Raw genomic sequence first — 24,034 nt, 5'->3', positions numbered from 1 at the left:
GCCTTAGGATGGCTGTTTCTATCGGACTCTAACATCTTATACAGCTCCCTTGAAAACAGGTGCAAAAAGCCCTTGAAAATCAAGGACTTTTGGGGCTAAGTTGCGTACATATCATAGTTGGTTTTGCCGCTTCCGGCGTTTGCGTTCCCGCTCGGATTTCCGTCTTGCATAGATCCGGCAGGCATCAGAACAATATGCCTGGCTGGTTATAGGAAGATACACTTTTCCACACACAGGGCATATTTTCTGTCTCATGGAGGTGTCCTCGCCGGTAATGGCTGATTCCAGTGCTGCATCCACCGGCAGCACCGCTTTTTCAAAGTACCTGCAATAAGCACCGGTCCACCATTTATTCAGCATATAGCAAGGACTGTTCAAAGGAAGGCAGATCTTATCCTGAGAGTCATAGTTGGCGCAAAGCTCCGTAACCAGCTTTCGGATCGCAGCCCGCTCCGAGCGGTTCAATTCTCTCTCTGCCATAACGCCTACCTTTCCGGGGCACTTCTTTGCCGGCCGCTGGAAATTCCGGTTATATCAGTAACATTCCTGGACTGTGAAAGGGCATCGGCAATAGAGTTCCGCTTTTTCTGTTTTGGTTCATGGTAAATAAAAAGTTCGTTTTTCCCCGGCACATACAACAAACCATTTTCTTCGCACCGGAAAATGTCACATTCTTTGTCGGTTGCGACGGTATAAAAGTCTTTGTAATCATAAGGTGCTTTTGGCCAATCCTGATAGGTACACAACCCTAAGTTGAAGTCACTTGCCAGTCGTTTCGATATGACGAAAAAGTCGCCTTCTTTTTTGTGAAATTTTCGTATGGGCGTGAAGTGATAACCGCCATATTCAAAGGTTTTTCGATCACTCATTTACGCCTGCCTTTCTTTACGGGAAATTCCAGCTTGAAATTCACATATTTACCGCCGGTATCATCCAGGATCACTTCCGCATCATAGGTCTTTCCTGTTTTTTCACTGTAAAGCCCGGACATAGAAATACGGCCCTCTTTCAAAAGAGCCGCTGCCACAGACTTTGTGATGGACTTTTTCTTGCTGGAAAAGAAACGGTTATCTTTCCAAAGAGCAAAAGAACATTCCCTGTTGTCGCAGAAAAAACCTTTCTTTCCTTCATATACCGGGGCTCCGCAGCGAGGACATACCCCCACGGCTTCATGTGCAGTTTCTCTGGAAGAAGGGAACAGATCCGCAAAACGTTTCTCCGGGGCGGTATGTTCTTTTACCAGCGTCCGGCTCATATCTGCAATCTGATCCATAAAAGATGTTGCCGACAGTTCGCCATGTTCCACTTGTTTCAGCATAGATTCCCATTCTGCAGTTAAAATGGGAGATTTGATATTGTCCGGCAGGACTGCGATCAGGTTCCTTCCTTTTTCCGTAGAAATGAGCTGCTTTTTCTTTCTCTGTACAAATCCGGCAGAAACCAGCTTTTCCAGTGTTACCGCACGGGTAGCCGGAGTACCCAATCCTTTACGCTCGGCATCGTCCGGCATATCTTCCGCACCGGCCGTCTCCATAGCGGACAGCAGCGTGTCCTCCGTATAATGTTTCGGCGGTGAAGTTTTCCCTTCACGGAGACTTGCTGACACAGTTTCAAAAGTCTGTCCTTCCTTCAGCACAGGGAGAGCGGCATCTTCATTTTCTCTGTGTTCCGTTTCACTCTGCCTGATACTCATACGGTGAATCCGTTCCACCTCTTTCCAGCCGGACTGTAAGATGGTCTTTCCTTTTGCCGTAAAAGTATATCCCTGGCAGTCTAACATAGCGGTGACCGCTTCAAACCGGTTTGCCTGCGTTGTGGCACAAAGCAGTCTGACGGCAAGCAGGGTAAGCACATCCCGCTCCCCGGAAGGAAGCTCCGACAGGTCTGTCCGTGCAATCTCCACAGTTGGGATGATGGCATGGTGGTCGGTCACTTTGCTGTCGTCTGTTACCCGGTCAATGTCCGGCTCTCCGGCGCAGCCTTTTCCAAAGGGCATATTGTCACGCAGCCATAGGATCAGGGAAGCGGCGGTTGCCTGCATGTCCTTCGTCAAATACTGGCTGTCCGTTCTCGGATAGGTTGCCAGCTTCTTTTCATAGAGAGATTGCACATAATCAAGGGTCTGTTGAGCCGTATAGCCATAAATACGGTTACATTCCCTTTGCAGAGTTGTAAGGTCATAAAGGCGGGGAGGCTGTATAGTTTTTACCTGCTTTTCCGCAGAACGCACAAAAGCGGAGTTGTGGTCACAGTCCATACGGATTTTTTCAGCCTCGGATCGTTCCGTCATTTTTTCGCCGGAAGCAGTAAAACCTCCGCAGGTGATTTCCGGCACATAAAAAGGCTTGCTGATGAAGGATTCAATATCCGACTCACGCTGTACCAAAAGTGCCAGCGTCGGTGACATAACACGGCCGACATTTAGTGTGACACCATACAGGACAGAAAAAAGCCGGGTGGCATTGATCCCGATCAGCCAGTCGGCTCCTGCCCGGCATACTGCCGCATCATAGAGTTTATCGTAATCACTGCCGGGACGGAGATGGTCAAAACCCTCACGGATCGCCGCATCCTCCATACTGGAAATCCAAAGGCGTTCCATAGGCTTATTACATCCGGCATATTCATAGACCAGACGGAAGATCAGTTCTCCTTCACGCCCGGCATCCGTAGCGCATACCACAGAATCAACCCGTTTGTCCTTCATCAGCCGGCACAAAAGGGCAAGCTGCTTTTTCTTATCCTTTGGAACTTCATATTTCCAGTTTTCCGGTAGGATCGGAAGGTCCTCATACCGCCATTTGGCGTACTGTTCTTTGTAAGCCTCCGGCTGTGCCAGTTCCAAAAGATGTCCCACGCACCAGCTCACCAGATAACCGGAACCTTCGAGATAACCGTCTTTTCTTTCCGTTGCGCCTAATACTGCTGCCAGTGACATAGCAACAGAGGGCTTTTCTGCAATCACAAGTTTCAATTTTTATTCCTCCTTCATAGTTTCAAATTCTTTATCCGCAAGTTTTCCGGTTTGCATAAGACACATCAACATAACGCCGGAAGCCATTCCTCCGGCAAAGGTAAGGAAATGTGAAATCAGGTTCCACATAAGCATTCCTCCTAAAAATGGGTAAAGAAAAACGCCCACTTCAAAGTGAGCGCATCAACAGGTATCTATTTTGTTTTTGGTTTCAAGTGATCCGGCAGGACGATCTCTCCAACCGGGATTTCCCGCAGTTCCTTTTTCATCCGATGGGTGAAGCGGATCGTCTTTGCCGTACCGCCGGTTTCCCGTCCGTCATATACAGCGATCACTCGGTCGGAGTGCTCCACCATATAGCGGTTTCTGTGGGAGTAGACGCTTGGGAGATATTTTTCCTGTATGACAACAACATCCGCACAAGCCTCCAGCAGTTCACGGGTTCTTGTTTTCTTATTCAGGCTGTCCAGACGTTTGCGGTAAGGGATCACTGCGATCAGCTCCAGCGCCGGATTAGTCTGCTTTCTTTCCAACACCAGCTCTGCAAAATACTGATCCACGCCATCTGCAAAGCCACTCATAAAACAGGTAAATCCATCTGTAACGGCAGCATCGATCTCATGTTCCAAAGCGGCTTTTATTTTGTTGATCTCATTCTGCGGCAAATCCCTGTGTCCGGTAACACAGCAAGTCTTTCCTTTCATCGGTCATCCCTCCATCTGATAGGTAAATTTCTTCACTTTTCACATAGTAATAGATTTTATTTAGCAAGTCAACGATAATACCCTTTTTCTCTTTGCGGATAATAAAGGGGTGTAAGGTACAATCTATTACAGAATGGGAGGTGAAGGCGATGTATGAAGATTTTGTCCCGGAACGATTAGCGAAGCTGCGGACACAGAAAGGAGTTTCCGCACGCGATATGTCTTTATCGTTAGGTCAGGCAAACAACTACATCAATAATATTGAGAATAAAAAGTCACTTCCCGCTATGCAGTCTTTTTTCTACATCTGCGAATATCTGGGTGTGACTCCGCAGGAATTCTTTGACGAAGGAAATACTTACCCGGAAACCTTGAAGGAATTCATTGCAGAGGCAAGACAGCTTGATCCTCAATCCATGCAATATATCCTTGGTATTATGAAAGAACTCAATAGCAGAAAGTAGGCGGTCACGGTAATGGCCGCTTTTTTCGTGACTTTCTTTATTATATTTTATAATGTTCTCGAAATGTCCGCTCCCTATACCGATAAGTATTCAAAAACTGTTCCCCAAACAGCCTTTTTCTATTCGCCGGTACTGCCAAAGCTGCCGGTTCCTCGCTCTGTTCCCAGATCTGTTACAAAATCCGCAATGACAGTCGGCGTGATCACAAGCTGCCCGATACGGGCTCCCTTAAAAAGAGACTGCGCCTGATTGCTTACATTGCTGATGATCGCATGGATCTCTCCTCGGTAGCCGGAATCCACAGGCGGCAGTTCACAGACCAGACCTTTTACCGCCATACTGGTACGGGGAAAGATATATCCCGCATACCCATCCGGTATTTCCAGTCCAAAGCCAAGAGGAATTTTGGCGATTTCTCCGGGCTGTAAGGTGCAGTCATAGGGCAGATAAACATCTGCTCCGGCATCATTGCCATGAGGACGGTAAGGACGCTGGTGCTCCGGCACGCCAAAATCGATTAGTTTTATTTTCATCGGCAGCCTCCTTCCCAAAGAGCGGGATAGTCTTTTTCTAAAATATCCTCTGGCGTCATATCTGCCTGCAGTTTTCGCCCGCAGGTCATTTTCCCTTCCAGACATCGATCCAACTGACAGAAAGGCCCGGTCAGTGACGGGGCAAACAAGGCAGGGCTTAGGTCATAAAGTTCTTTCCAGACCTTTAACAGCACGATCCTTGTTTCATCTGTATTTCTTCGGCATACCCGCTGGCCGATGATATGTTTCCACTGATAAGGGGTGGCGCTGATGAGCAGTACATTCCGTAATCCCTGGGGCGTGGCATAACCGGCCGCATCGTGCCCGCTTCCGGCAGTGCACAGGGCTTCATAACATTTCATGCTTTCATTACAACTTTTTAAGTACAGCTCCTGTACCACAGCCGGAGCCGTCATAATAGAATACGGGACAGCGAAATCCGCCTGTCCCGTATAGTTGCTGTACTGCAGCGATGCACTCATAAATTTTACTTCGTTCTGGTGGCGGGTGATCTGCGCCAGAAAACGCCTGCTGGCGCCGACAATGGCTACCGTGATCACCGCAAATTTCTGGATGGTAGGATGGGGAAGCGCCCCCATAGCTGCTACTGTCTGAACGCTGAATGATTTTTCGTAGAGCTCCATCAGGTCGTCCATTGAGGCAATCTTATGTCCCTGCTGGGTAAGTCTTGCCGCAAAGACCATGTTTTTTTCTGCTTCCGCTACCGCCTGGCAGTTCAAAATTTTTACTTCAATCTGTTTAATTGGTATGTCCCTCCTTTACAATCGCTTTCAGTAAGAACAGATAGTTAAGACTGTCTGTGATCTTTTCGTCCCATGTGTCCATCGGATAAACTGTTTCCTCGGCAAAGCACATATCGTATAGAGAAACAATATGCTTTGCCAGCATACCGGCAAGGGCACGCTGGGGCGTTGTGTGCTGTAAAGCTGCCGCTGCCTTAAATGCACCCAGCCGGTCCGGATCATCCCCGGTGTATTCTTTGGTTTTCCGTTTCAAGGTATCAGCACAGAGCCGCACCTGTTCGTCAAAAACGGCATTGACTTCATTTTGCGTAATATAGCATCCCTCCTTTGAAAACAAGAAACCGGCTATTCTAAAGCATCTTAGAATAGCCGGCAAATAAATGGATATGTAATTGTTTATAGTGTATTGATCTCTTTTTCCAGTTCCTGGACCGCTGCTATGACTGTCTCAAATGTCGGAATATCCCCATACAACATATCCTGCATAGAGTTATAGTCCGTTTCCAATGCTGCGAACCGATATTCCGGCGGGAGTAATTTTAATGTGCCCGGCACAGCCTCCGGGTACTTCGCCCATGCTCTGGGATAGAATTTCATTTTGAAATCTACAACTTTCTTCAGGAGATCCAGCCTGGAAAAAGCAGCTTCTTTGACCGGTGTTGCAGCCATGCGGTAGAGATCATAATAATGTCTGGAATACCGCTGCGGCATTTCCAAATGTTCCGGTCTGTTCGCTTCATGGTGCAGGATTGTGGCTTTTTCCCAGAAGGTCCGTTCCGGGGCAACGGTAAGGATTGCGGTTTCTTTTTGCTCAAAAATCTTCGGATAATATTTTGCCGCGTATGGTTCGATCAGCGCTGTTTTTGCAGGAGTCCACGCTGCCAGCGCACCAATCTCTAAACGGATCACCTGTAAAGTCGCCGTATTCGTAAAAAGGTGCGGATAGGCGAAAATGACCGTCTGTTTATCCTTTTCATCTATGTAGACATTTGCTTCACAACCGATTTCCTGGGATAAGCCGGCTTTGACTGCCGGGCAGAATGTTTCGGACAGAAATACCTCTGCACGCACATTGGCTTCTTTGTTAAAAGCATCCTGTTTTGTATTGGAACGTTTCTCCCATGGTTCATCTTTGCCATATCCCAATACACGCCAGTCCAGAATCAAATCAATATCTTCTGAAAACCGGCTGATCAGGTGAAAGGCTTTTGAAAGGCTGGTACCACCCTTAAAGGTGATGGACTCTTTCCATGGTGAGCGGTGAAATAAATAATCCAGCGTAAAACATACCCAAAAGTCTTTTTCCACGATGGCATCATTCAGCCCCATTTTATCTGCTGTATTTCTGAACAGCTCCCTGCGGTCGTTATCTGAAAGTCTTGCTATATTTCTCATTGTACCTTTTCACCTCCACAAATCTGCCGTATCGTATCGTAAACCCAATCCGTAGACTCGGTTGCTTCCTTCAAACAAGCCTGTTTATCCTTGTCTGTCAGTTTTTCGGAAAGCATCTGTATGACTTCTGGCGTAACATTCGATCTGCCAAGCGTTTTTAATGCCTGTATAACCAAACTTGTCATATAGGACAATCCGGTAATCTCCTTATTGGTCCGGTGCTTAAATTCCAGCTTTGTAGAGTTCCACTCGTAGGTCTTATATGGACCATCGCTGATATAGGACCATACTGCTGTTACCTGTGTTGAAAGACCTAACAGGTTCAATGCTGTATTCCCACATGGGGCAATCGTCCAGTGATAACTTCGTGCCAATGCGTTCGCCACCGCTTCCGGGTCTGCCGCCACATATTCATCCAGAAGTTTGCTATATTTTGGTTTTTCATAAACTCCTTTCAAAATACGGCGCAATGTTCCTGATTGCACTAAACGGCTTAAACTTTGACGAATAGTGGATGTATCTGCAATATCCGCAAAATCAGACATCACAAAAACAGTTCCATCTTCAAGAGAAAGAACACGCTCTCGTATTCGTTTTGTATATCCGTTGTCCACAATACCGCCTCCCTTCATGTCACGAATATTATATATTATTCGTGACATGATTGCAATAGGTCCTATTCCTCTTATTTTGAGTGTTCCCATTAAAAATCTGATTTATACATCAAAAATCAAAAATTTTGCAAGGCAGTACAGTTTTCATATATGTCACATATTTTATATATTATTCGTGACATCAGGCAGTTGGCAGGTAGATCCAGTCGTGCATCAGGCACACGCTGGGTTCATCCTCCCTGGGAACCAGACGGTAGGTACATTCCCCATAGACCGTGCGTTTGTCCTCGATCTCCATGCCATAGGCTTTATAAAAGCGGTATTCCAGATTGGAGATAATACAGCGCAGGGTTTGCAGAGCCTCCCTTTGAGCTGATACGATCAGGTCACGGTCAATGCTGCGCTTCAAAAACAGCAGCGATTTGTAAAGCTGTACCTCTGTGCGGTAAGGGCGGCAGTCTTTCGTTTCCAGCCATCCGCAAAAAGCGACCGGTCCGCTCTGGATCACACTGCGGTCCGGGTGATAATACTCATAGCAGTCCAGGTTTGCCGTATTCAGAAGATAGAGCATTTCCCGGACTTCATTTTCCGGCATGTCGTAAAACCGCAAAAGCGAGCGGTAAAGATGGACATAGCCGGGAATGGAAATCATGGTATTTACCATAAAATAAAATCCTCCTTGTAAACAGCAGGTGCGGGAGCTTTTGCCCCCGCACCGTCTAAAATCTATATTTCGTTATCTACTTTCACGAGTTTTCCCATGACAAGAAAGCGTCCTGTGCCGCCCGGCGTACAGGTAGAAAGGGTCAGTACCTTATCGCTGCAGGTCACAGTCACATCACTTTCCACCGCAGAACGTTCCTTCATAGCTGTAAGCCAGGTAGTATAAGCACCGTCATCCTTCCAGGAAAGCTGCCAGGGAGAAGTTTTACTGCCGGATTCTTCCGGTTTTGCTGCAAATGCCGTAAAGATCTCCATGACATAACCCCCCTTCGGAGTAACGAGATACATCTGCCTGTGAGTATCAAAGTAACTTTGTTCATCGTACCGGTTCAGCAAGGCAAACATGGAACCATCCCGCATATTATGACCGTAAATGATCGTATTGCGGTCTGAAAAATCTGCCCGGTTTTCATAGTCGGCAAACAGGCAGCCAACCTTGTTATAGGTCCCGTCATAAAGATGGTTCAGGTAATACTCGTTGTTGTCGGTCTGCGTCACCGGATAATTGAGCACCGTATCAGGAAGAGAAAGCCATCCGATGATGTCCGGTCCATTTTCACGGAGCGTTTCAAAGTCTACCGAAGGCAGGACAATATCGGTATCGTCCCGTTTTGGTTCTGTCGGATCGGGTGCCGACTCCGGGGAAGCTGTCTGCTCCGGCACTTCCACATATCCGGCAAGATCTCGATAGGCATCTTTACTCTCAGCATACTGGTTCAAGTCACGGAACACCAAAAAACCGCTGCCAAGAGCCACCAGAACGCAGAGTGAAAGGACAGAAACCCCGACAGCCGTTCTTTTCAGGGAAGTCCTGCTGTATTTTCCCTTTTTGAAATAATACACAGCAAATACGCTGCCGCCGATCAGTGCGGCTGCCAGCAGTCCGCCATACAGGAAAATATACGGATCATCCCCGGTCTGCGGTACCGGCTTTTGAGGGGTGGAAGGATTGGAGGGAACAGAAGGCTTTTCCGGGTTCTTTGGGTTATCCGGCTTTTCCGATTTTTCATTAAAGAACTGGACCGTAGATGTCTGATCTGCCTTGATCTCCACCGTAGCGGCATCAGGAATGATGTAATCCTTGCTTGCCCGGTTTGCAACTTCTGTTACGGTATAAATACCGACACGAAGGCCCTTAACTTCAATCACGCCGGATTTTGGAGTGGTGAATGTCTCGCAGTAGGAGCCGTCCGCACTCTTAACCTCGATGGCAAAACCATCTTTGCGCCCGTCGCTGGAATCCTTTGTGATCTTTAAGTTGCCGCGGTAAGCCTCATTGGTAAATCCGTGCCCGGCTTCTCCATTTTCCACAACTGCGACCTGTCCATCTTCTGTGATGGAAAAATAGTAAGCGTTTGAGTCAGGCTGATAGCCCTCCGGCGCTTTGCTTTCTTTGATAAAGTAGCCGCCAGCCAGAAGGTTTTCCGCCGTATGATAGCCTGCATCGGTTTCTTTCAGCGTACCGATCTTTTGATCGTCAGGATCATATTCCTGGTTGGCGTTGGAATCCGCATACAGGTCGAACACTGCACCGGGCAGGAAGCGCAGGAAAGAATTCTTGTCTTTCTTATCCTCCTTTTCCACAGGGGACGGTTCCTCCACAGCTTCGGTTTTAGTTACCTGCACACTGCCGCGGATCAGGGTGTTTTCCACACGGATCTCGATATGCTGTCCGTCTGCACCGATATATACATGGTGCTGCTGCGGGCTTACCGTATAAAGGTCAGGGGCAGAGATCTCCTTGACGATCCAGTGTCCGTAAGGAATGTTCTCAAAGGAAAAACTGCCGTCTTTTCCGGTAATAGCAGTAAGCAGCGCATTTTCTTCAGTAAATTCTTCGGTATCAGGTCTAAACAGACCCATGAGCGCACCGGCAAGCGTGACATCCTCGCCGCCTTCCGGGTTTTCCCCGACTTTTACACCGTCTACACGCCCACGGAGAAGTTCATTGGAAACAGCCTCGCCTTCATTGACAAGGATCTGTACCAAGGCGGTTTCCTGACCAGCATACTCAAAGACAACCGGATATTCCTGATTCGAAAGGATATAGGCGCCGTTGGTTGTGCGTTCCTTGACATAATAGCTGCCAAAAGGCAGGTCGGAAGCGAAGGAAGCGCTGTAACCGCCGGATTCCTCAGACGAAACAGAGACCACTTCCAGAAGTCCACCTGCCGGGATTACGCTGCCATCTGCCGCCGTCAGGTCTGCGGAAGCATAAAGTCCAAAGGAAATATCCTTATATTCCTCGTTCATGCCAAGACCGAACAGGTCATCGGTCTCCATTGCCTTGAAAAGTGTGACATCCACTTTCTGGCGTTCGTCATAAAGACCGGCCGCTGTCTGTGTAACCTCTACGGTCTCACCCGCATAGGTCAGTTCCACATATTCCGGTTGAGGATTCAACACACAGCCGGAAGGCGCCTGACGTTCCTCCAGACGATAACGGCCAAGATAGAGAGACCCGCTTTTCGCTGTGCCGTCCTCGCCGGTCGTAAGTGTTTCCACAACCGTATCTTTTTCTGCCCGCAAGGTACCGTCACCGGTATAAATATCTTCATCTGCGATCACATCATAGACCGCTCCAGGAAGTCCGGCAACCTCATATACCGGTTGGTACAGTCCGTCGTTTTCCTGGACAGAAGCAAATACTTCTCCGGTCTTTGTGATGGTAAGCTGGCCTTTCTGCGGCATATTGTACTGAGTGACCGTCACAACCGCCTCGCTGCCGTCAATGGTAAACGGTACCGGCTGATCGGAAAGCACATAGCCATAAGGGGCAGCCACCTCATAAAGTTCATAATCCCCGGCGGCCAAAGGCTCCGGCAGCATCAGCCAGCCCTCGTCAGAAACATAGAAGGTATCCAGTGTTTCCGGGTTCGGATAGTAGACGGTCTGGGTGATAAATTCCCCGGTGGAAAGATCCTTGATCTGAAAACCGGTTCCGGTCACAGGGATAATCTTTCCGGTCTCTGCGTCACATTTTTCAACTTTCAGACGGGCTGTGATGGTGCGGTTGTTCAGGATATAGCTGTAAGTCTTTCCGTCAGAGGAAATGAATACCGTAAAGTCCGGGACAAAGGCTTTGCCTTCCTCGCCTGCGATCTGATGGACCGTATAATGTCCATAAGGAAGCGGTTTACTGGAAGCAAAACCATCCGCATCCGTGGTAAGAAGGTCACGTTCACTTTCCTTTGCCGCGTCATAGCTCCCGGCTGCCTTTAAGTAAACTTCAAAGACTGCGCCTGCTTCCGGGCGTTCGATGATACCAGCATTGGGATCGTCGGTATTTTCGCCCTCAGGCACATCCGGGTCCAGGTCATCGGTGTGCTTGACAAGCTGGATATTTCCGTAAATAACCGTTTCCGTCACCTGATTTTCTGTGGTATTGAGTTCCACTTCATACAGGGAAGGGGATGCACCCACTTCATAAATGGTTTCATTCAGAAGATACCCGGTGCTCGGTTCGATTTCCCGGATCGTCCAGCCATCCCCGCATACATAATAGCGGGTCATAAAGCTGCCATCCGGTCCGGTAGTATAAGTGTCGATCAGTTCGCCATCACGGAAGATCCCATAGGCCGCCCCTGCAAGCGTGGCATCCCCCTGAGCATTTCCGGTGTCAGCATCACTCTTTACCACATGGACGCGAAATTTCTTCAGAATATTGCTGAAATGTACCGAAGAAGTCTGCCCGCTTTCAATGGTCACGTACTGTGCGGAAGGGGTCACATAGCGGTCCACCGGAAGTTCTTTTACCAGATAGGTTCCCGGCAGGAGCTTCTTTTCAATCTGGCCGTTTTCTCCGGTCGTAACTTCCTCATTGACTTCATTTCCCAAAATGTCCGTACCGGAGATATGGAAGGTGATACCGGAAACAATGCCGTCCTCACTGGTCTTGACAAGTTTTGCGGTACCGTAAGTTTCCGTTTTGAATTTTACAAAGAAGGAAACCGGATCGCTGGCGCCGGTCATCATGGTCTGGTAGCCGGGTCTGCCCCAGATCAGCATGTCGTTTGCCACCGGGATATTCTTTCGGAATTCAAACAGCACCGGGTCCATCATCATCTGCCTGCTGGTAAAGGTGTATTCATTTCCGTTTCTTGTCACAGAAACGCCGCTGCCTTTCAAAGCCTCCAGATCGATCTTCAAGTTATTGGTATCTGTGACCGTCAGGGTATAGACCTTTTTTTCTACATCCCATTTCAGTTCCAGTTCCGGTGCTTCGCTTTTCTTAGAAGAAGTAAAGGAAGGTACTGTGGAATGGGAAGCGACCTGTGCAAGAATCCAGTCATAGGCTTTTTCTGCCGGTCGTCCGGCGATCACGCTGAAATACTGGTCGGCGTCTGCGTGGCCGTTTCCGTGGCGGCTGTACGGATCGCTTCTAAGTTGCTGCTGGTATTCCCAAAGGATGATCTGGGTTGCCATCTTATAGTCATCCTCGTTGATTCCGGAAACAGGGAGCGCCGCACCGGGTTTCCAGCCATAGATCGCAGTCAGGGTGATCCCCCTCCTTGCCTCGGCAGGAAGCAGGTTCAGGTATTGGCTGTTGGTCCCGCTTTCCGAAACATAGGTATTTTCCGAAGTATGGTAAGGAATCCCGCTCTCCACACAGTAAACCTGGTGGCTGATCCCGTCAGAATCCGTCAGCATATAGTGCCGGTAAGCATTGCCCCCGGAACTGGTGTGTACATCGATGGTTCCGTCTGCATGGTAGGCAAGATAGGTGTAAGGCGCCGGGGCACGGTAGTGGTTCCCATCAGAGCCCACATACTGGTCGCCCAGCCAGGAGCTTGCCGTCTGTCCGACAGACATGGCAAAAGCCTGAGCCGGAAGAAGCCCCAAAATGCTTGCCATACAAAGCAAAAACGCCAACAGCTTGCGAAAGCCGCGGCGTCTGGTTATGATATGTTCCATGAAAAAATCCTCACTTTCATAAAATCTAAAAGGACAGCCTTATTTGCTGTCCTTGTCGTCAAAATCATCCTCGGAAAGATATTCCGGTTCCCCGTATGCCTCATCCGGGTCAAAGCCTTCGCCATAACCGTCATCCTCAAATTCCGCATCGTCTTCGGCCTGCTGTTTCGGACGCACGATTTTTACATAGTAACCGATCCCGCCGACCGCAAGTAAGGCAGCAAGGATAAACAGGATCGTGCCGACGCTGCCGGTTTCTTTCTTCGGCTTTTCCGGTTCTGCCGGTTTTTCAGTTTCCGCCGGCTTTTCTTTTCCTTTGCAGCCATTTAAGTCATTTTTGCAGACCGGACAGCCGGTATTAACCTTTCCTGCCTCACATTTTTCTGTGCAGTTACAGCTTTCTTCCTGGGGGATCATGCTCATGCTGCCATTGTTCTTTTCTGCAAGTGCCATCAGGTCGGACTCTGTGACGCCGTTTAAGAAGTAGACATTGTTATCTTCCCGTTTCCCGTCGATCACCAGATAAAAGACATTGCCCGCGTCCGTAGTGATGGTGTAAAACTGTTTTTCCCCATCCGTACCGCTGATGTTGTCCTGTACCGTTCCGGTGCCTTCCGGGGTAAATGCACCTTCCGGGATCGCAGAAGTATTTTCCTGCTGTCCGGTACTGTTATCTGAACCGGAAGAATTTCCGCCGCCGGAAGGGGTTGCAGCGTTTGAGCCGGAAGGTTTTTCTTCCTTAGGCGGTTTTGTCTGTGTACCGGACGGACTCTGGGGTGCTGTCGTAGCAGGTTTCTTTTCAGGAGCCGGTTCTTTGTAATACGGATTATCCAGCTTTACCACATCAGAACGGTTGCCGGCATAATCTTTTGCGTATATGCTTACCTGTTTTTCTGTTCCGGCATAATCTTTCAGTGCGACCGACGCTTTCCCGTCGGTGAGGGAGTTGATACGGTTTTCATCAACAAAGACCGCCTCCACGCCGGATAGATCGTCACTGCTTTCTATTTTCAGGGCATCGCCCTCCATGGATGCAGTCAGCGTTGGCGGTGTGGTGTCTTTGGAACCGCCGGCATGAGCCGTTACAGGTAATGCGCTGACACTTACAAGAAGCGTAAGCGCCAGCAGCAGGGAAAGTTTTTTAAGCCTCATGCACATCCTCCTTCTCCTGCGGTAAAACAGTTTCCGAAGGGGCTGCCTGCTGTGATTTCAAAAAATCCGCAAGCTGCTGGGGCGTCAGTTTGAAACTGCGCGCCACCGCTACATAATCGGTATTTTCCAGCTCTGTTTTCTGTTCCTCCAGCTTATGGAGCTTTGCCTGCATTTCCGCAATCCTTGTTTTGGTCTTTTCAATTTCCTTTTCCAGTTTTTCAATTTTAGGATTCAATTTATTACCTCCAATCTGTTAAGGCAGACGCCCAAATGTATAAAAATGCTGCTGCCAGTAGCTTGTATTGATGTTTGCATAAGAAATCGGGTCTCCACAGTGGATCATCATTCCATTTCCCACATAGATCCCTACATGGCTTGCGCCGCTGGTGTTGTAGGTCCCCTGGAAGAAGATCAGGTCGCCCGGTTTTGCATCCGCACTTGATACCGGCGTACATACACCTAAAAGACCATCCGCGGTCAGCCTTCCGAAATTCCAGCCAACGCCGCAGTTGTTGATCACCCAGGACACATAGCCGGAACAGTCAAAGGAAGTGGAAGGGCTTGCGCCTCCCCATACATACGGATAGCCAAGATATTTTTCCGCCTCGGCCATCATTGCGGCAAACTGTTCATCCGCAAGGGCTTCCGGTGGAATGTCATAATCGAAGTAGTTTCCTGTGCCGCCTGAACCAACTTCCGGCAGGTGCCGTTCGCTGGTATCGCCGGTATCGGCAAAATACAGGGGATTCAAATACTGACCGTCAACCAGGACTTCTAAGTGCAGGTGGGCCCCGGTAGAATTTCCGGTATTCCCGACCTTTGCGATCACATCCCCGGCTTTGACCTCCTGCCCGGCAGAAACAAGGATCTGGGAACAGTGCCCGTATTTGGTCGTCAGGGTATGTCCTTCGTATGCCTCGCCTTCAATAGCGACACACAAGCCATAACCGCCGGCATTTCCCGCAAGGGTGACCGTTCCGTCATGCCCGGCAAGGATCTCTGTGCCCTCCGGCATCCCGATGTCCACACCGGTGTGATAGTTCTTTTCCCCACTGATGGGATGTACCCGGTAGCCGTAATAACTGGTCACATAAGGGAGCCAGTTGGTGCCAAAGACATTTTTGACATACTGGCGGTTTCCTTTTGTCTGCAGCAGGATCTCGCAGATCTCTTTCTGGTCTGCGTTCATCCGGGAAACGACCAGGTTTTCTAGAGGTGTGACTGTGAGCTTGACATTTAAGATGCGCCATTCATAAGGCACTTCCTCCTGGGTTTCTTCCCCGGTTTCCGGATCAACGGAAGTTTCGGTGCGGTAACGGATCTCGGTTTCTTCTGAAAAGGACAGGGTATATTGTTCCTGGAAAAGCTGCCGCAGCACGCTTTCCACTTCATCGTAAGTAAATCCCTGATAAGCAGAAGTCAGATACCCCATCAGCACATACGGGTCATGCTCGATTGCGCCCAGGTTATACCGGTATTCGTCATAGCCGGGGCGGTCTGATTTCACCCGGTCTATTTCCATTTGCAGATCCGTTTCCCATTCGGTATAGGTAAGCTCCGCCTGGTTGATGTCCTGATCATCTGCAAGATAGGTAGAAGCAGCCAGACTTCCCAAACCGCCGGTCCCGATATTGGAGAACGTGGAAAACAGGGATGTGATCAGGAAAATTACCAAAAGGAGAAGCAGGAGGACAAGGCAGATTACAGGGTGCCGTTTGACCGCATGGACAATACCGACGCTGACCCTCTCTGTTGCGACTGCGGCATTTTTTGCCTGTTTCCCGGCTTCACGGGCAGCCTTGGCATACTGCCTTTTCAGTTTTTGTTTCTGCCATATCCGGGCAATCGCATGTTTCTTCAGCTCCGGGTGGTCGCTAAGAGCCTGCCGGTAAGCAAGTCTTGCGTTTGCTTTTGCTGATTTTTGCTGTAATTTCGCTGCCTTTCGGTAGGGGGCAGTTTTATGCCGGTGATATGCCGTGCGAAGCCCTGCCTCGCCCACAAGTTCAGAGCGGTGGGCTGCCTTGATGCCCACATTTTCATCCTCTGCCTCATAAATCTTTTTATGAGCGTAACCAATGGCAGTATTGGCGCCCGCCTTGACCGGACGCAGGGGTACAGGTCCTTTTACATGGACCTTTTGGGATTTGACCTCCTTTTCAAATTTTAAGTGTTTTTTGGCTTTTCCGGTCTCCGGGTCGGAAACCGTCTCCATGCGCAGTTTCTTCCGGGCAGGTAGACGATTTTGCGCCTGCTCTGCTTTTTGTGCAGTCCGTTCCGCCTTCCGTTTTGCATGGGTGAGCTTTTTATCCTTTGTCTCCGGCGGTAGTTCATCCGCAGTAAATTCCAGCTTGGATGTTTTCGGCGGTTCGCTATCCATACCCTTTTCCTTCTGCGCTGCCTGTTCCTCCGCCTGTGCCGCTTCCTGAAAACGCTGCTGATATTTGTTCCCATGCTGGTGTGTCCGGTAACGGTGTTCCTGACCGGATCTGTCTGTGCCGTTCGGTGGGGCTGAGCATTCGGAAGAAGGAGCATATTTTCCGGTATCATGGTCTGTCACATCCTCTGTTACAAAAGAACGCCTGGAAGCCTCCTGCCGGAAATTGCTTCGCACGTTGTCCTGTATCGGGGGCGCTGTCCTGGTAGCATCCGGTGTCTCAAAGTGTTCCGAAAAACCATCCAAAGCGGTTGCATACGCTTCGCCCTGTTCCAGCAAGGACGCCGGTGTTTCCGGTGACAGATGGGAAAATTCCGTCTGTACAGGGATGTCCTGCCTGTGTGTCTTGCCGTTGACAGAAGAAGGGGTGTCCCGTGCCCTGCGCAGGTCAAAATCCTGTTCGGTCTGCCTGGCTGCCGGTTGATCCTCCCCGTGGGAATCACGCACCGGCATCCGGGTATCTTTGCGCTTCCTTTGAAATTCCCTGTCGTGTGCCATTGTTCTCACCTCCGATCCATTTTAATTTTTGTCTCACGCTTTGGTCCCCGCTACTTCATCCGGTCTTGTGGTAAGCACGCTGTACAAGAGTGTGTCCTTCGGGAAGTGGTCCACAAAGGGGATGATCACATTTCCAAAGAACAAAAGCCCCTCGCCGGGACCGGAATGGGTCACATACGAAAGCTGGTGCGGGGAGATTCCCAACTGCTTTGCCAAAATCTGACGGTCTCCCTGGGCCTGGTTGAGCATATAGATAAAGTCCGAGTTCTCAAAAATATTTTCGATCTCACGGGAAGCCAGAAGGTCCTTGACATTCTGCGTTAAACCTGATGGGATTCCGCCCCATTTACGGAAGCGTTTCCAGATCTCCACGCTGAAACTTCCTGTCTGCCCTTTCAAAAGAAGATGGAATTCGTCGATATAGAACCAGGTTGTTTTATGTTTGGAGCGATTGGCCGTGACACGGTTCCACACCGCATCCTGCATGATCAAAAGCCCGATTTCCTTTAAGGCTTTTCCCAGTGACTTAAGCTGGAAACACAGTACCCGGTGTTTATCCATCTGGATATTGGAACGGTGGTTGAACACGTTAAGGGAACCATTGACATAGATTTCCAGCGCCGTTGCGATATTCTGTGCCTCCGGTTCAGACTGTTTCAAAAGCAGCTCGTAAAGATCACCTAAGATCGGCATATTTTCCGGGCACGGGTCCTGCAGGTATTCCCGGTACACCAGTCTGGTACAACGGTCGATGATCGTCCTTTCAATGGGGGAAAGTCCTTCTTTGCCGCCGATGATAAGGTCACACAGCGACAGGATAAAATCACTTTTCAAAGTGATCGGGTTTTCATCATCGGAATAGTCCAGATTGATGTCCATCGGGTTGATGTAGTTCGTGGAAGTAGGGGAAATATCAATGACCTGCCCCTGGGAACCGAACTGCTGTACCAGCGGCCCATACTCATTTTCCGGGTCGGCGATAATGATGTCGTCCTCCGTCAGAAGGAACACATTGACGATCTCACGCTTGGCAGAGAAAGATTTGCCGCTTCCTGGGGTACCGAGAAACAGCCCATTGGGGTTTTTCAGCGTTTTTCTGTTCGCCATGATCAAGTTATTGGAAAGGGCGTTCAGGCCGTAATACAATGCCTCGCCCTCCTGGAACAGTTCACAGGTCGTAAACGGTACAAAAATCGCTGTGCTGCTGGTCGTAAGCCCGCGCTCAATTTCAATCTGGTTCGTACCAAGAGCAAGCGAGGACATAAGCCCCTGTTCCTGCTGGTAATCCAGCCGTTTTAAGGCACAGTTGTATTTCTGTGCCACACCCGAAGCGGCAAAAATATCATTGAACAGCTTTTGGCGTTTGGCAGCGATATTTTCCACCAGTACCGTCACAAGGAACATGCGCTCATTGCGGCTCTGCAAATCCTGCAAAAGATTTTTGGCTTCCTCTCCATAGGTGGCAAGGTCGGTGGGAATGATGTCCATGTCATACCCGGATCGGACCGCTTTCTTTTGTTCCTCAATGGTCATTTTCTGCAGGTCCGACATTTTGCGCTTGATGTTTCGGATCGCCTGCGCCTGGTCGATAGACTGGATATGCAGGTTGACGGTCACGGCGTCGTTTAAGTCAAGAAGATCCGCTAAAAGCCGGTCAGTAAGCTCCGGTGCCAAAATCTGCAAAAAGGAGACAGCACCGGAATGGTCGCCTACCCGAAATGTCTTTCCATCCTTTGAAAAAGACAGCCCGGATGGGGAAACGAAGTCTTTGGTAGAAAGACCGGTCTTAGGCAGATCCGACCACTGGAAATGAAACTTTTCCTGGCCGTCCGGGTGAAGCTGGCTGTGAAGAAGTTCCAGACGTTCCAGTCCGTTTAAGGATCTCGCCTGAACTCCCAGAGTCTTGAAATTTGCCAGCACATCCGTTTCAATGCGTTCCAGACGCATTTTCGCAGTACGCAGGTCATCTGCCTCGATCCCAAAGGTAATGTATTTGCGTTTGGTGAGACCGTTATTTCCTTTCTGCAACTGGTTCTTTAACATATCCCCGTATTCCCTGCGGATTCCGTCATACTCGTCGCCGCGGGGAGGGATGTCAATGCTTCTGGTAAAATCCTGCATATTGGCCCGCTGGTTGATAAAGGTAAGCTGCACATGGATCGAGGCGTCGAAGTAATTTAAGAAATCGCAGTAACCCTCGAAGATCTGTGCTTTATCATCTGCCTGTGCAAGCTGATAGTTAATATCAAAAAACTGCACCGTTTTGGTGTAAAGGGTATCGGTCAGCCGGCAGATCCCATCCCGGTACATTTCACGGTAGGGAATGCTCTGCTGGACCGTCTGCGGGGCATCTGCTTTCAGCCCGGCAAAAAAGCCGCCTTTTTTAGACGGCTTGGAACGGGCAGACTTAGTTTTGCCCTGCTTTGCATCGGCTCCGGTCTTTTTGGCCTGCCTGATGTTTTTTTGCAGACGCTTTTCCTGAGCTTCCTGCTGCTTGTTTTTTGGCAATCTTTGTAACCTCCTTCTTTGACATAGATTTATACAGGTTATCCGTCCTGTATGGACGGTCCTTCGGCCAGAGCTTATAACGGAGCCGGTTCTTCAAGATCTTTTCTGCCGGCTGCCCGTCACGCTCATACATGGCGAAGAAGAAAAAGGGCATCATCAGCCCGATCATCAAAAGTACAGCCGCCGAATTGCCGATCGCCCCGCGGGTAAAGAAATACACCGGAAGGCCGACAAGTCCGGCAAGGCTGAAACAAATAAGCTGGCGCTTCGTCAGATTGAAGGCCAGCTTAGTCTTAACTTTGGTTAAATCCTTTGGTACAGGTACATAAGGCATCTATACACCTCCCATCGTAATATAATTTCCGGCCCATTACCGTGCACCGAAATCGCGTACCGGTTTCTCCACAGCCGGACATTCCCGCACTTCCTGAGCCGCATTTTGCAGCCGTGCCAGGACAGAAACAGCCGGCTCTCTCTGACACAGGTATTCCTGGCTGTCTCGGATTCCGGCAATATTTTCCCGAATATCCATATCCACGTCGAACACATCTGAAACCGGCATAAGCCAACGGTCTGCAAAGTATTTCAAAGGATTCTCAAGCGCCAGCACATCATCCAGCATTTCATCCCTGAACTCAAACTTTGTTGTCAGATAGGAATACGCCTCCTGCATGGCTGTAATTTCAGCAGCTTTTTCAATTAAGGATTCCTTATCTCTTGACATAAGGCTTTCCCTGTAAGCAAAGTAATTCTGTCCCAGCCGTTTCATCAGGAGCGTATATTTGTCCTGTGCGGAAGGTTCGCTTGTGAAATGTTCAAATTTTTGCGCTGCATCAATTTCTTTGAGAAGATCGCAGATCGGGAAACTGTGTTCATGGTTATTTTCTTCCCAACACCATCGGGCTACATCCAACGGGTCCTGAAAAGAAAGAAGCGCCTCTACTTCCGCCGGAGTAAATACATGCTCAACCTTCAGATAATAGTGGAGTTCCGAAAGTCCCTGTAACTCGTAAATACTGCCGATGTTCTGTGCATCCAGCATATCCGCATGAACCTTCAAACACTCGTCCAGCCGTTCCATAAGCAGCCGCTTTGCATCTTGTTCTATCAAAATCACCCCTTTCGCTCCGGCATAGTCAGCGTACAGTTCACTTCATTGCCCCATACATCCCAGCCGGGTGTCTTTTGTCTTGCAAACAGTTCCACTCTGGGCTGATCGCCCATGAGTTTTACGATCTTATCCCGCACCTCGTCCGGTTTCTTGCTGTGCTGCTCAATATGGGAGATCACAAACTGATGGATTCCCGCACATTGGCGTTTCGGACGGCCTCTGGTTGCCAGCAGGCAGACCTCCGCGTTTGAGCGGGTCCAAAAGCCCATGCCATAAAACCAGCTATCCGCTTTCCGGTTCTGTTTGAGCCATAGAAAAGCCAGCGTTTTATATTTGAATCCCCAGGCATCGATCACCCGGAAGGCTTCATTGAGCTGCGGGAAGGTCGCCCACAGAAAAAGGGCACTGTCTTTTGCGGCAAGTTCCGATACCGGCAGGGCACAGATTTCTTCAATGCTCATTGTGGGGTAATGGTTTTCCGCAACGCCGCCTCCATGTTTCCTGTCATAATGCCAGGGCGGATCGGCATAGATAATGCCGTACTGTTTCGTTTCCGGCATTAGCGAGCCTGCTCATTCTTAGATGTGGCCGGTTTGGCCGGCTGTTCTTTGACCTTACCGGCATTTTCTTTCAATGCACCGGTCAGGGAAGGCTTTTCCGCTGCTCCCTTTGTCGCTTCAAGAGTTGCCTGCAAATTTTCAATAGCCTGCCCGTACCCATCGATTAAGGCATCGTTGAGCTGCTTGCGGAACTCTGCCGTAACCGGCCAGCAGACATCTTTCCAGTTGCCTCCCTTATCCTGGGTTGCGGGCATATTGACATACAGCCCCTTTTCACTGGAACAGATACGGAAGCCGTCAATCTTAAAGCATCCGCCAATCGTAACATTGGCAAACGCCAGCAGGTTTCCCATTGGGGCGATCGGACGCACGCGGACATCCAGCTTCATGCCGTTTGCCATTTCCGGCGTCTGTGTCTCCGGCGCCATTTTTTCTGTATTGGTTTTACTCATATATAAAATCCTCCTTTTTAGAATTGGTTTTGTTCATGCTATCTTGCATTAAATATGGATTTGGATAACGAACCTGTCTTAAACAGGGCAAAAGCCAGCAGTACCGTATAACCCGCCGTTCCCCAGATCGCGCCGTGCACGTCGCCGGACGATGGGATAGACTGGACCAGCACTGCATAAATGGCAACACAGATCAGGATCAAAAACCCCTGAAAGCCCAGGGCAAAAAGGGAACGCAGATACCCGGTTCCCATTTGTCCCCATTCCCGGTTTGCCATTGTGGAAAACGGGATCGGTGCAAGGCTCACGGTTAAATAAATCTCGATCATACGGCCATATACAATGACAAAGATCACGATGGACAGTACCCACATACACAGATTGATGATGTTGGTTTCCAGCCACAGTCCAATCAGTTCCCACATTCCCATTGCTTCAAGCTGGGTTTTCAGATCAGACAACGCCGCCTGCACATCCAGGTTCCCGTTTATGACACCGGCACTTTGCGACACCACATTTTGGGCCACATCAAAGACCGCCATCACAATCGTAAAACAGTTGGTGAGCAGGTAAGTGGCAACAAAAGTCTTGAAAATCCACTTGAAGATGTTGAATGTATCGAATTCGTGCATGTTGTTCTTTTCGAGAATCATCTGGATCAGTTCATACACCAGAACAAAGGTCAGGATCATGCCCGCAATGGGAATGACGACGGTTTCTGAAAGATTCTGAATCATGGAAAACACGCCGCCATTCCAGCCCTGCGGGGTCTGTCCTACCTGATTTGCCACATCCGCAACCTGATTGTTGACGGAGTTGAAAATACTGGTGTACTGTCCGGTGATCGCATCGATCAGGCCCTCTTTAATCCAGTCTGTTATCCATTCAAACAGACTGCCCATAAGTCAGCCCTTAACCGAACAGGCCGGAAAGCAGCGGGATCAGCGTTGCACCAACCAGAGCGATACCTCCGCCTGCCATAAGCTGCTTGATCCCCTGGGATTTTGCACCTGGGTTATCATTTCCGTAACCTTCGAGAAGGTTTACAACACCCCATGCGCCCAGACCTGCGCCCAGGGCGATCACAAGGATCTTCAAAGTATCAATCGCGCTTGCAAAAAATGCCATATAGTTCCTCCTTTAATTTCAGAAATTTTAATTTGTGATATGGCCGTATCAGGCCGGAAACAAAAAAAGCCGCCGCACTGTTTTTAGAAAAAAATCTGTTTCAAACAGCACGGCGGCATGGGGCAGGAAAAATCCTGCGGTTATTTACTTTTCAGGGAGAATCACGAATCCTCAAAATATCCTCCTTTCATCGTGACAAAAACAAAGCCTGCCAGGGCGTCATGCTTTGACAGGCAGGAACAACTCTATAAAGTCTGGGAAGCCAGATCTTCGGCTGTGACTTCATAATTACGGTATCGTTCACCGGGACGCATCGGCATCCGGGTAGAAAGAAACTTTTCGATATTAAAAGCGTTCTTCTCATTAAAATCGGAAAGCAGTTTGTAATTTGGGTGTTTGGTTATATCGTATTTCCGGGAGAGGAACGGCCGCACACCCCTGATCTGCAGCAGACATTTGCCCCCGTCCATAACTGCCAGTTCATCCACCGACATCAGGTCCTTTCCCAGCTTTTGAAAATTTTGTCCGTGGGATTCCTGATTTCCCTTTGTGACACTGGTGTTATACAGATCAATAGTCTCTTTCCCTAATAGGGAGTTCCAGCTTTTTAAGGTAGTTTCTTCTTTGCCTCCTAAGAAAAGAGAGGCGTCACAGTTACCGATGATGGTGTCCATGTTGTCTTTATACAGGGCTTTGAGCTGGCTTTGCGCCTGCAGCACCAAGCAGGCAGAGATCTCACGGCTTCGGATGGTCGCCATAAGACGCTCCAGGTTCGGGATCTGCCCGATATTTGCCGCCTCGTCGATCAGGCAGCGCACATGGATGGGAAGCCTGCCCCCATATACATCATCCGCCCGCTCGCATAAGCGGTTAAACAAAATGGAATAGATCAGACTGATCAAAAATGCAAAGGTTCCGTCCGTATCACTCATAATAAGGAAAAGAGCGGTCCGTTCATCCCCCAGCATATCCAGATCCAGCTCGTCATACATGGTAATTTCCCTGACTTCTTTAATGTCAAAAGGAGCCAGTCTGGAAGCACAGGAAATAAGGATCGACTTCGCTGTTTTTCCAGAGACAAATTGTCAAGGACTTTTTCATCAAAT

Annotated in this window: 23 protein-coding genes and 1 pseudogene; 1 reads left to right on the top strand and 23 read right to left on the bottom strand. The window is 49.2% G+C overall.

Annotated elements, in window-relative coordinates:
• Nucleotides 1-111: 111 nt before the first annotated feature.
• From DXA87_RS15460 to DXA87_RS15440, 5 genes are all read right to left on the bottom strand, one after another.
• A complete protein-coding gene (locus tag DXA87_RS15460; RefSeq protein WP_117505250.1) occupies nt 112-480 on the bottom strand; it encodes a cysteine-rich VLP protein in 369 nt (122 codons plus the stop codon).
• A gap of 5 nt (nt 481-485) precedes the next feature.
• A complete protein-coding gene (locus tag DXA87_RS15455; protein WP_117505248.1) occupies nt 486-869 on the bottom strand; it encodes a hypothetical protein in 384 nt (127 codons plus the stop codon).
• The gene (locus DXA87_RS15450; protein ID WP_117505246.1) at nt 866-2,974 is read right to left on the bottom strand and encodes a DNA topoisomerase 3; all 2,109 of its coding nucleotides are present in this window, start codon (nt 2,972-2,974) and stop codon (nt 866-868) included. Before DXA87_RS15450 ends, DXA87_RS15455 begins: the two co-directional genes overlap by 4 nt.
• 3 nt (nt 2,975-2,977) lie before the next feature.
• On the bottom strand, nt 2,978-3,103 hold the full coding sequence (locus DXA87_RS15445) for a DUF3789 domain-containing protein (protein WP_081017347.1): 126 nt from the start codon (nt 3,101-3,103) through the stop codon (nt 2,978-2,980).
• A gap of 65 nt (nt 3,104-3,168) precedes the next feature.
• Entirely contained in the window at nt 3,169-3,678 is a 510-nt protein-coding gene (locus tag DXA87_RS15440) for an SLOG family protein (protein ID WP_055158503.1), read from the bottom strand.
• Nucleotides 3,679-3,827: 149 nt separating this feature from the next.
• Between DXA87_RS15440 and DXA87_RS15435 the strand changes: the two genes are divergently transcribed.
• A complete protein-coding gene (locus DXA87_RS15435) occupies nt 3,828-4,142 on the top strand; it encodes a helix-turn-helix transcriptional regulator (RefSeq protein ID WP_005361112.1) in 315 nt (104 codons plus the stop codon).
• A 119-nt stretch (nt 4,143-4,261) separates the two neighbouring features.
• Here the strand turns inward: DXA87_RS15435 and DXA87_RS15430 are convergent, their stop codons facing one another.
• The 18 genes and pseudogenes from DXA87_RS15430 to DXA87_RS15345 form a co-directional block, all read right to left on the bottom strand.
• Complete coding sequence (locus tag DXA87_RS15430; RefSeq protein ID WP_055158506.1) at nt 4,262-4,675, bottom strand: deoxyuridine 5'-triphosphate nucleotidohydrolase; 414 nt, start codon at nt 4,673-4,675, stop codon at nt 4,262-4,264.
• Entirely contained in the window at nt 4,672-5,439 is a 768-nt protein-coding gene (locus DXA87_RS15425; protein WP_222847488.1) for an FAD-dependent thymidylate synthase, read from the bottom strand. The genes DXA87_RS15430 and DXA87_RS15425 overlap by 4 nt, the downstream gene beginning before the upstream one ends.
• Entirely contained in the window at nt 5,435-5,776 is a 342-nt protein-coding gene (locus DXA87_RS15420) for a hypothetical protein (RefSeq protein ID WP_227274983.1), read from the bottom strand. The genes DXA87_RS15425 and DXA87_RS15420 overlap by 5 nt, the downstream gene beginning before the upstream one ends.
• A gap of 59 nt (nt 5,777-5,835) precedes the next feature.
• Entirely contained in the window at nt 5,836-6,834 is a 999-nt protein-coding gene (locus DXA87_RS15415) for a nucleotidyl transferase AbiEii/AbiGii toxin family protein (protein ID WP_055158508.1), read from the bottom strand.
• Nucleotides 6,831-7,448 carry a DUF6088 family protein gene (locus DXA87_RS15410; RefSeq protein ID WP_055158509.1) on the bottom strand — a complete coding sequence of 206 codons (618 nt, stop codon included), beginning with the start codon at nt 7,446-7,448 and terminating at the stop codon, nt 6,831-6,833. The genes DXA87_RS15415 and DXA87_RS15410 overlap by 4 nt, the downstream gene beginning before the upstream one ends.
• Nucleotides 7,449-7,629: 181 nt before the next feature.
• The gene (locus DXA87_RS15405; protein ID WP_015542949.1) at nt 7,630-8,112 is read right to left on the bottom strand and encodes a hypothetical protein; all 483 of its coding nucleotides are present in this window, start codon (nt 8,110-8,112) and stop codon (nt 7,630-7,632) included.
• 62 nt (nt 8,113-8,174) lie between these two features.
• On the bottom strand, nt 8,175-13,085 hold the full coding sequence (gene srtB, locus DXA87_RS15400) for a class B sortase (protein ID WP_117468866.1): 4,911 nt from the start codon (nt 13,083-13,085) through the stop codon (nt 8,175-8,177).
• Between the two features lie 39 nt (nt 13,086-13,124).
• Nucleotides 13,125-14,237, bottom strand: a complete 1,113-nt coding sequence (locus DXA87_RS15395; RefSeq protein WP_117468867.1) for a DUF4366 domain-containing protein — start codon at nt 14,235-14,237, stop codon at nt 13,125-13,127.
• The gene (locus DXA87_RS15390) at nt 14,227-14,472 is read right to left on the bottom strand and encodes a DUF4315 family protein (protein ID WP_117505244.1); all 246 of its coding nucleotides are present in this window, start codon (nt 14,470-14,472) and stop codon (nt 14,227-14,229) included. Before DXA87_RS15390 ends, DXA87_RS15395 begins: the two co-directional genes overlap by 11 nt.
• Nucleotides 14,473-14,490: 18 nt before the next feature.
• Nucleotides 14,491-17,169 carry a CD1108 family mobile element protein gene (locus tag DXA87_RS15385; RefSeq protein WP_117505242.1) on the bottom strand — a complete coding sequence of 893 codons (2,679 nt, stop codon included), beginning with the start codon at nt 17,167-17,169 and terminating at the stop codon, nt 14,491-14,493.
• Between the two features lie 33 nt (nt 17,170-17,202).
• Nucleotides 17,203-19,677, bottom strand: coding sequence for a VirB4-like conjugal transfer ATPase, CD1110 family (locus DXA87_RS15380; RefSeq protein WP_199537943.1), 2,475 nt, complete (start codon nt 19,675-19,677; stop codon nt 17,203-17,205).
• Nucleotides 19,577-20,011 carry a PrgI family protein gene (locus tag DXA87_RS15375; protein WP_117505240.1) on the bottom strand — a complete coding sequence of 145 codons (435 nt, stop codon included), beginning with the start codon at nt 20,009-20,011 and terminating at the stop codon, nt 19,577-19,579. The genes DXA87_RS15380 and DXA87_RS15375 overlap by 101 nt, the downstream gene beginning before the upstream one ends.
• 36 nt (nt 20,012-20,047) lie before the next feature.
• Nucleotides 20,048-20,794 (bottom strand): hypothetical protein, encoded by a 747-nt coding sequence (locus DXA87_RS15370; protein WP_240576861.1) that lies wholly within the window; start codon nt 20,792-20,794, stop codon nt 20,048-20,050.
• Nucleotides 20,791-21,348, bottom strand: coding sequence for an MT-A70 family methyltransferase (locus DXA87_RS15365; protein ID WP_117505234.1), 558 nt, complete (start codon nt 21,346-21,348; stop codon nt 20,791-20,793). Before DXA87_RS15365 ends, DXA87_RS15370 begins: the two co-directional genes overlap by 4 nt.
• Nucleotides 21,348-21,800 carry a SpoVG family protein gene (locus tag DXA87_RS15360; RefSeq protein ID WP_117442477.1) on the bottom strand — a complete coding sequence of 151 codons (453 nt, stop codon included), beginning with the start codon at nt 21,798-21,800 and terminating at the stop codon, nt 21,348-21,350. Before DXA87_RS15360 ends, DXA87_RS15365 begins: the two co-directional genes overlap by 1 nt.
• A 38-nt stretch (nt 21,801-21,838) precedes the next feature.
• Nucleotides 21,839-22,702 (bottom strand): VirB6/TrbL-like conjugal transfer protein, CD1112 family, encoded by an 864-nt coding sequence (locus DXA87_RS15355; RefSeq protein WP_117442478.1) that lies wholly within the window; start codon nt 22,700-22,702, stop codon nt 21,839-21,841.
• A 10-nt stretch (nt 22,703-22,712) separates the two neighbouring features.
• Complete coding sequence (locus tag DXA87_RS15350; RefSeq protein WP_005361081.1) at nt 22,713-22,928, bottom strand: Maff2 family mobile element protein; 216 nt, start codon at nt 22,926-22,928, stop codon at nt 22,713-22,715.
• Between the two features lie 245 nt (nt 22,929-23,173).
• Nucleotides 23,174-24,004 (bottom strand): annotated as a pseudogene (locus DXA87_RS15345) (VirD4-like conjugal transfer protein, CD1115 family); the annotation flags it as partial.
• Between the last annotated feature and the right edge of the window lie 30 nt (nt 24,005-24,034).

Origin of the sequence: Desulfotomaculum sp. OF05-3 (assembly GCF_003435535.1) — a bacterium.
Lineage (GTDB): Bacteria > Bacillota > Clostridia > Lachnospirales > Lachnospiraceae > Pilosibacter > Pilosibacter fragilis.
This window is presented reverse-complemented; position numbering and strand designations above follow the sequence as displayed.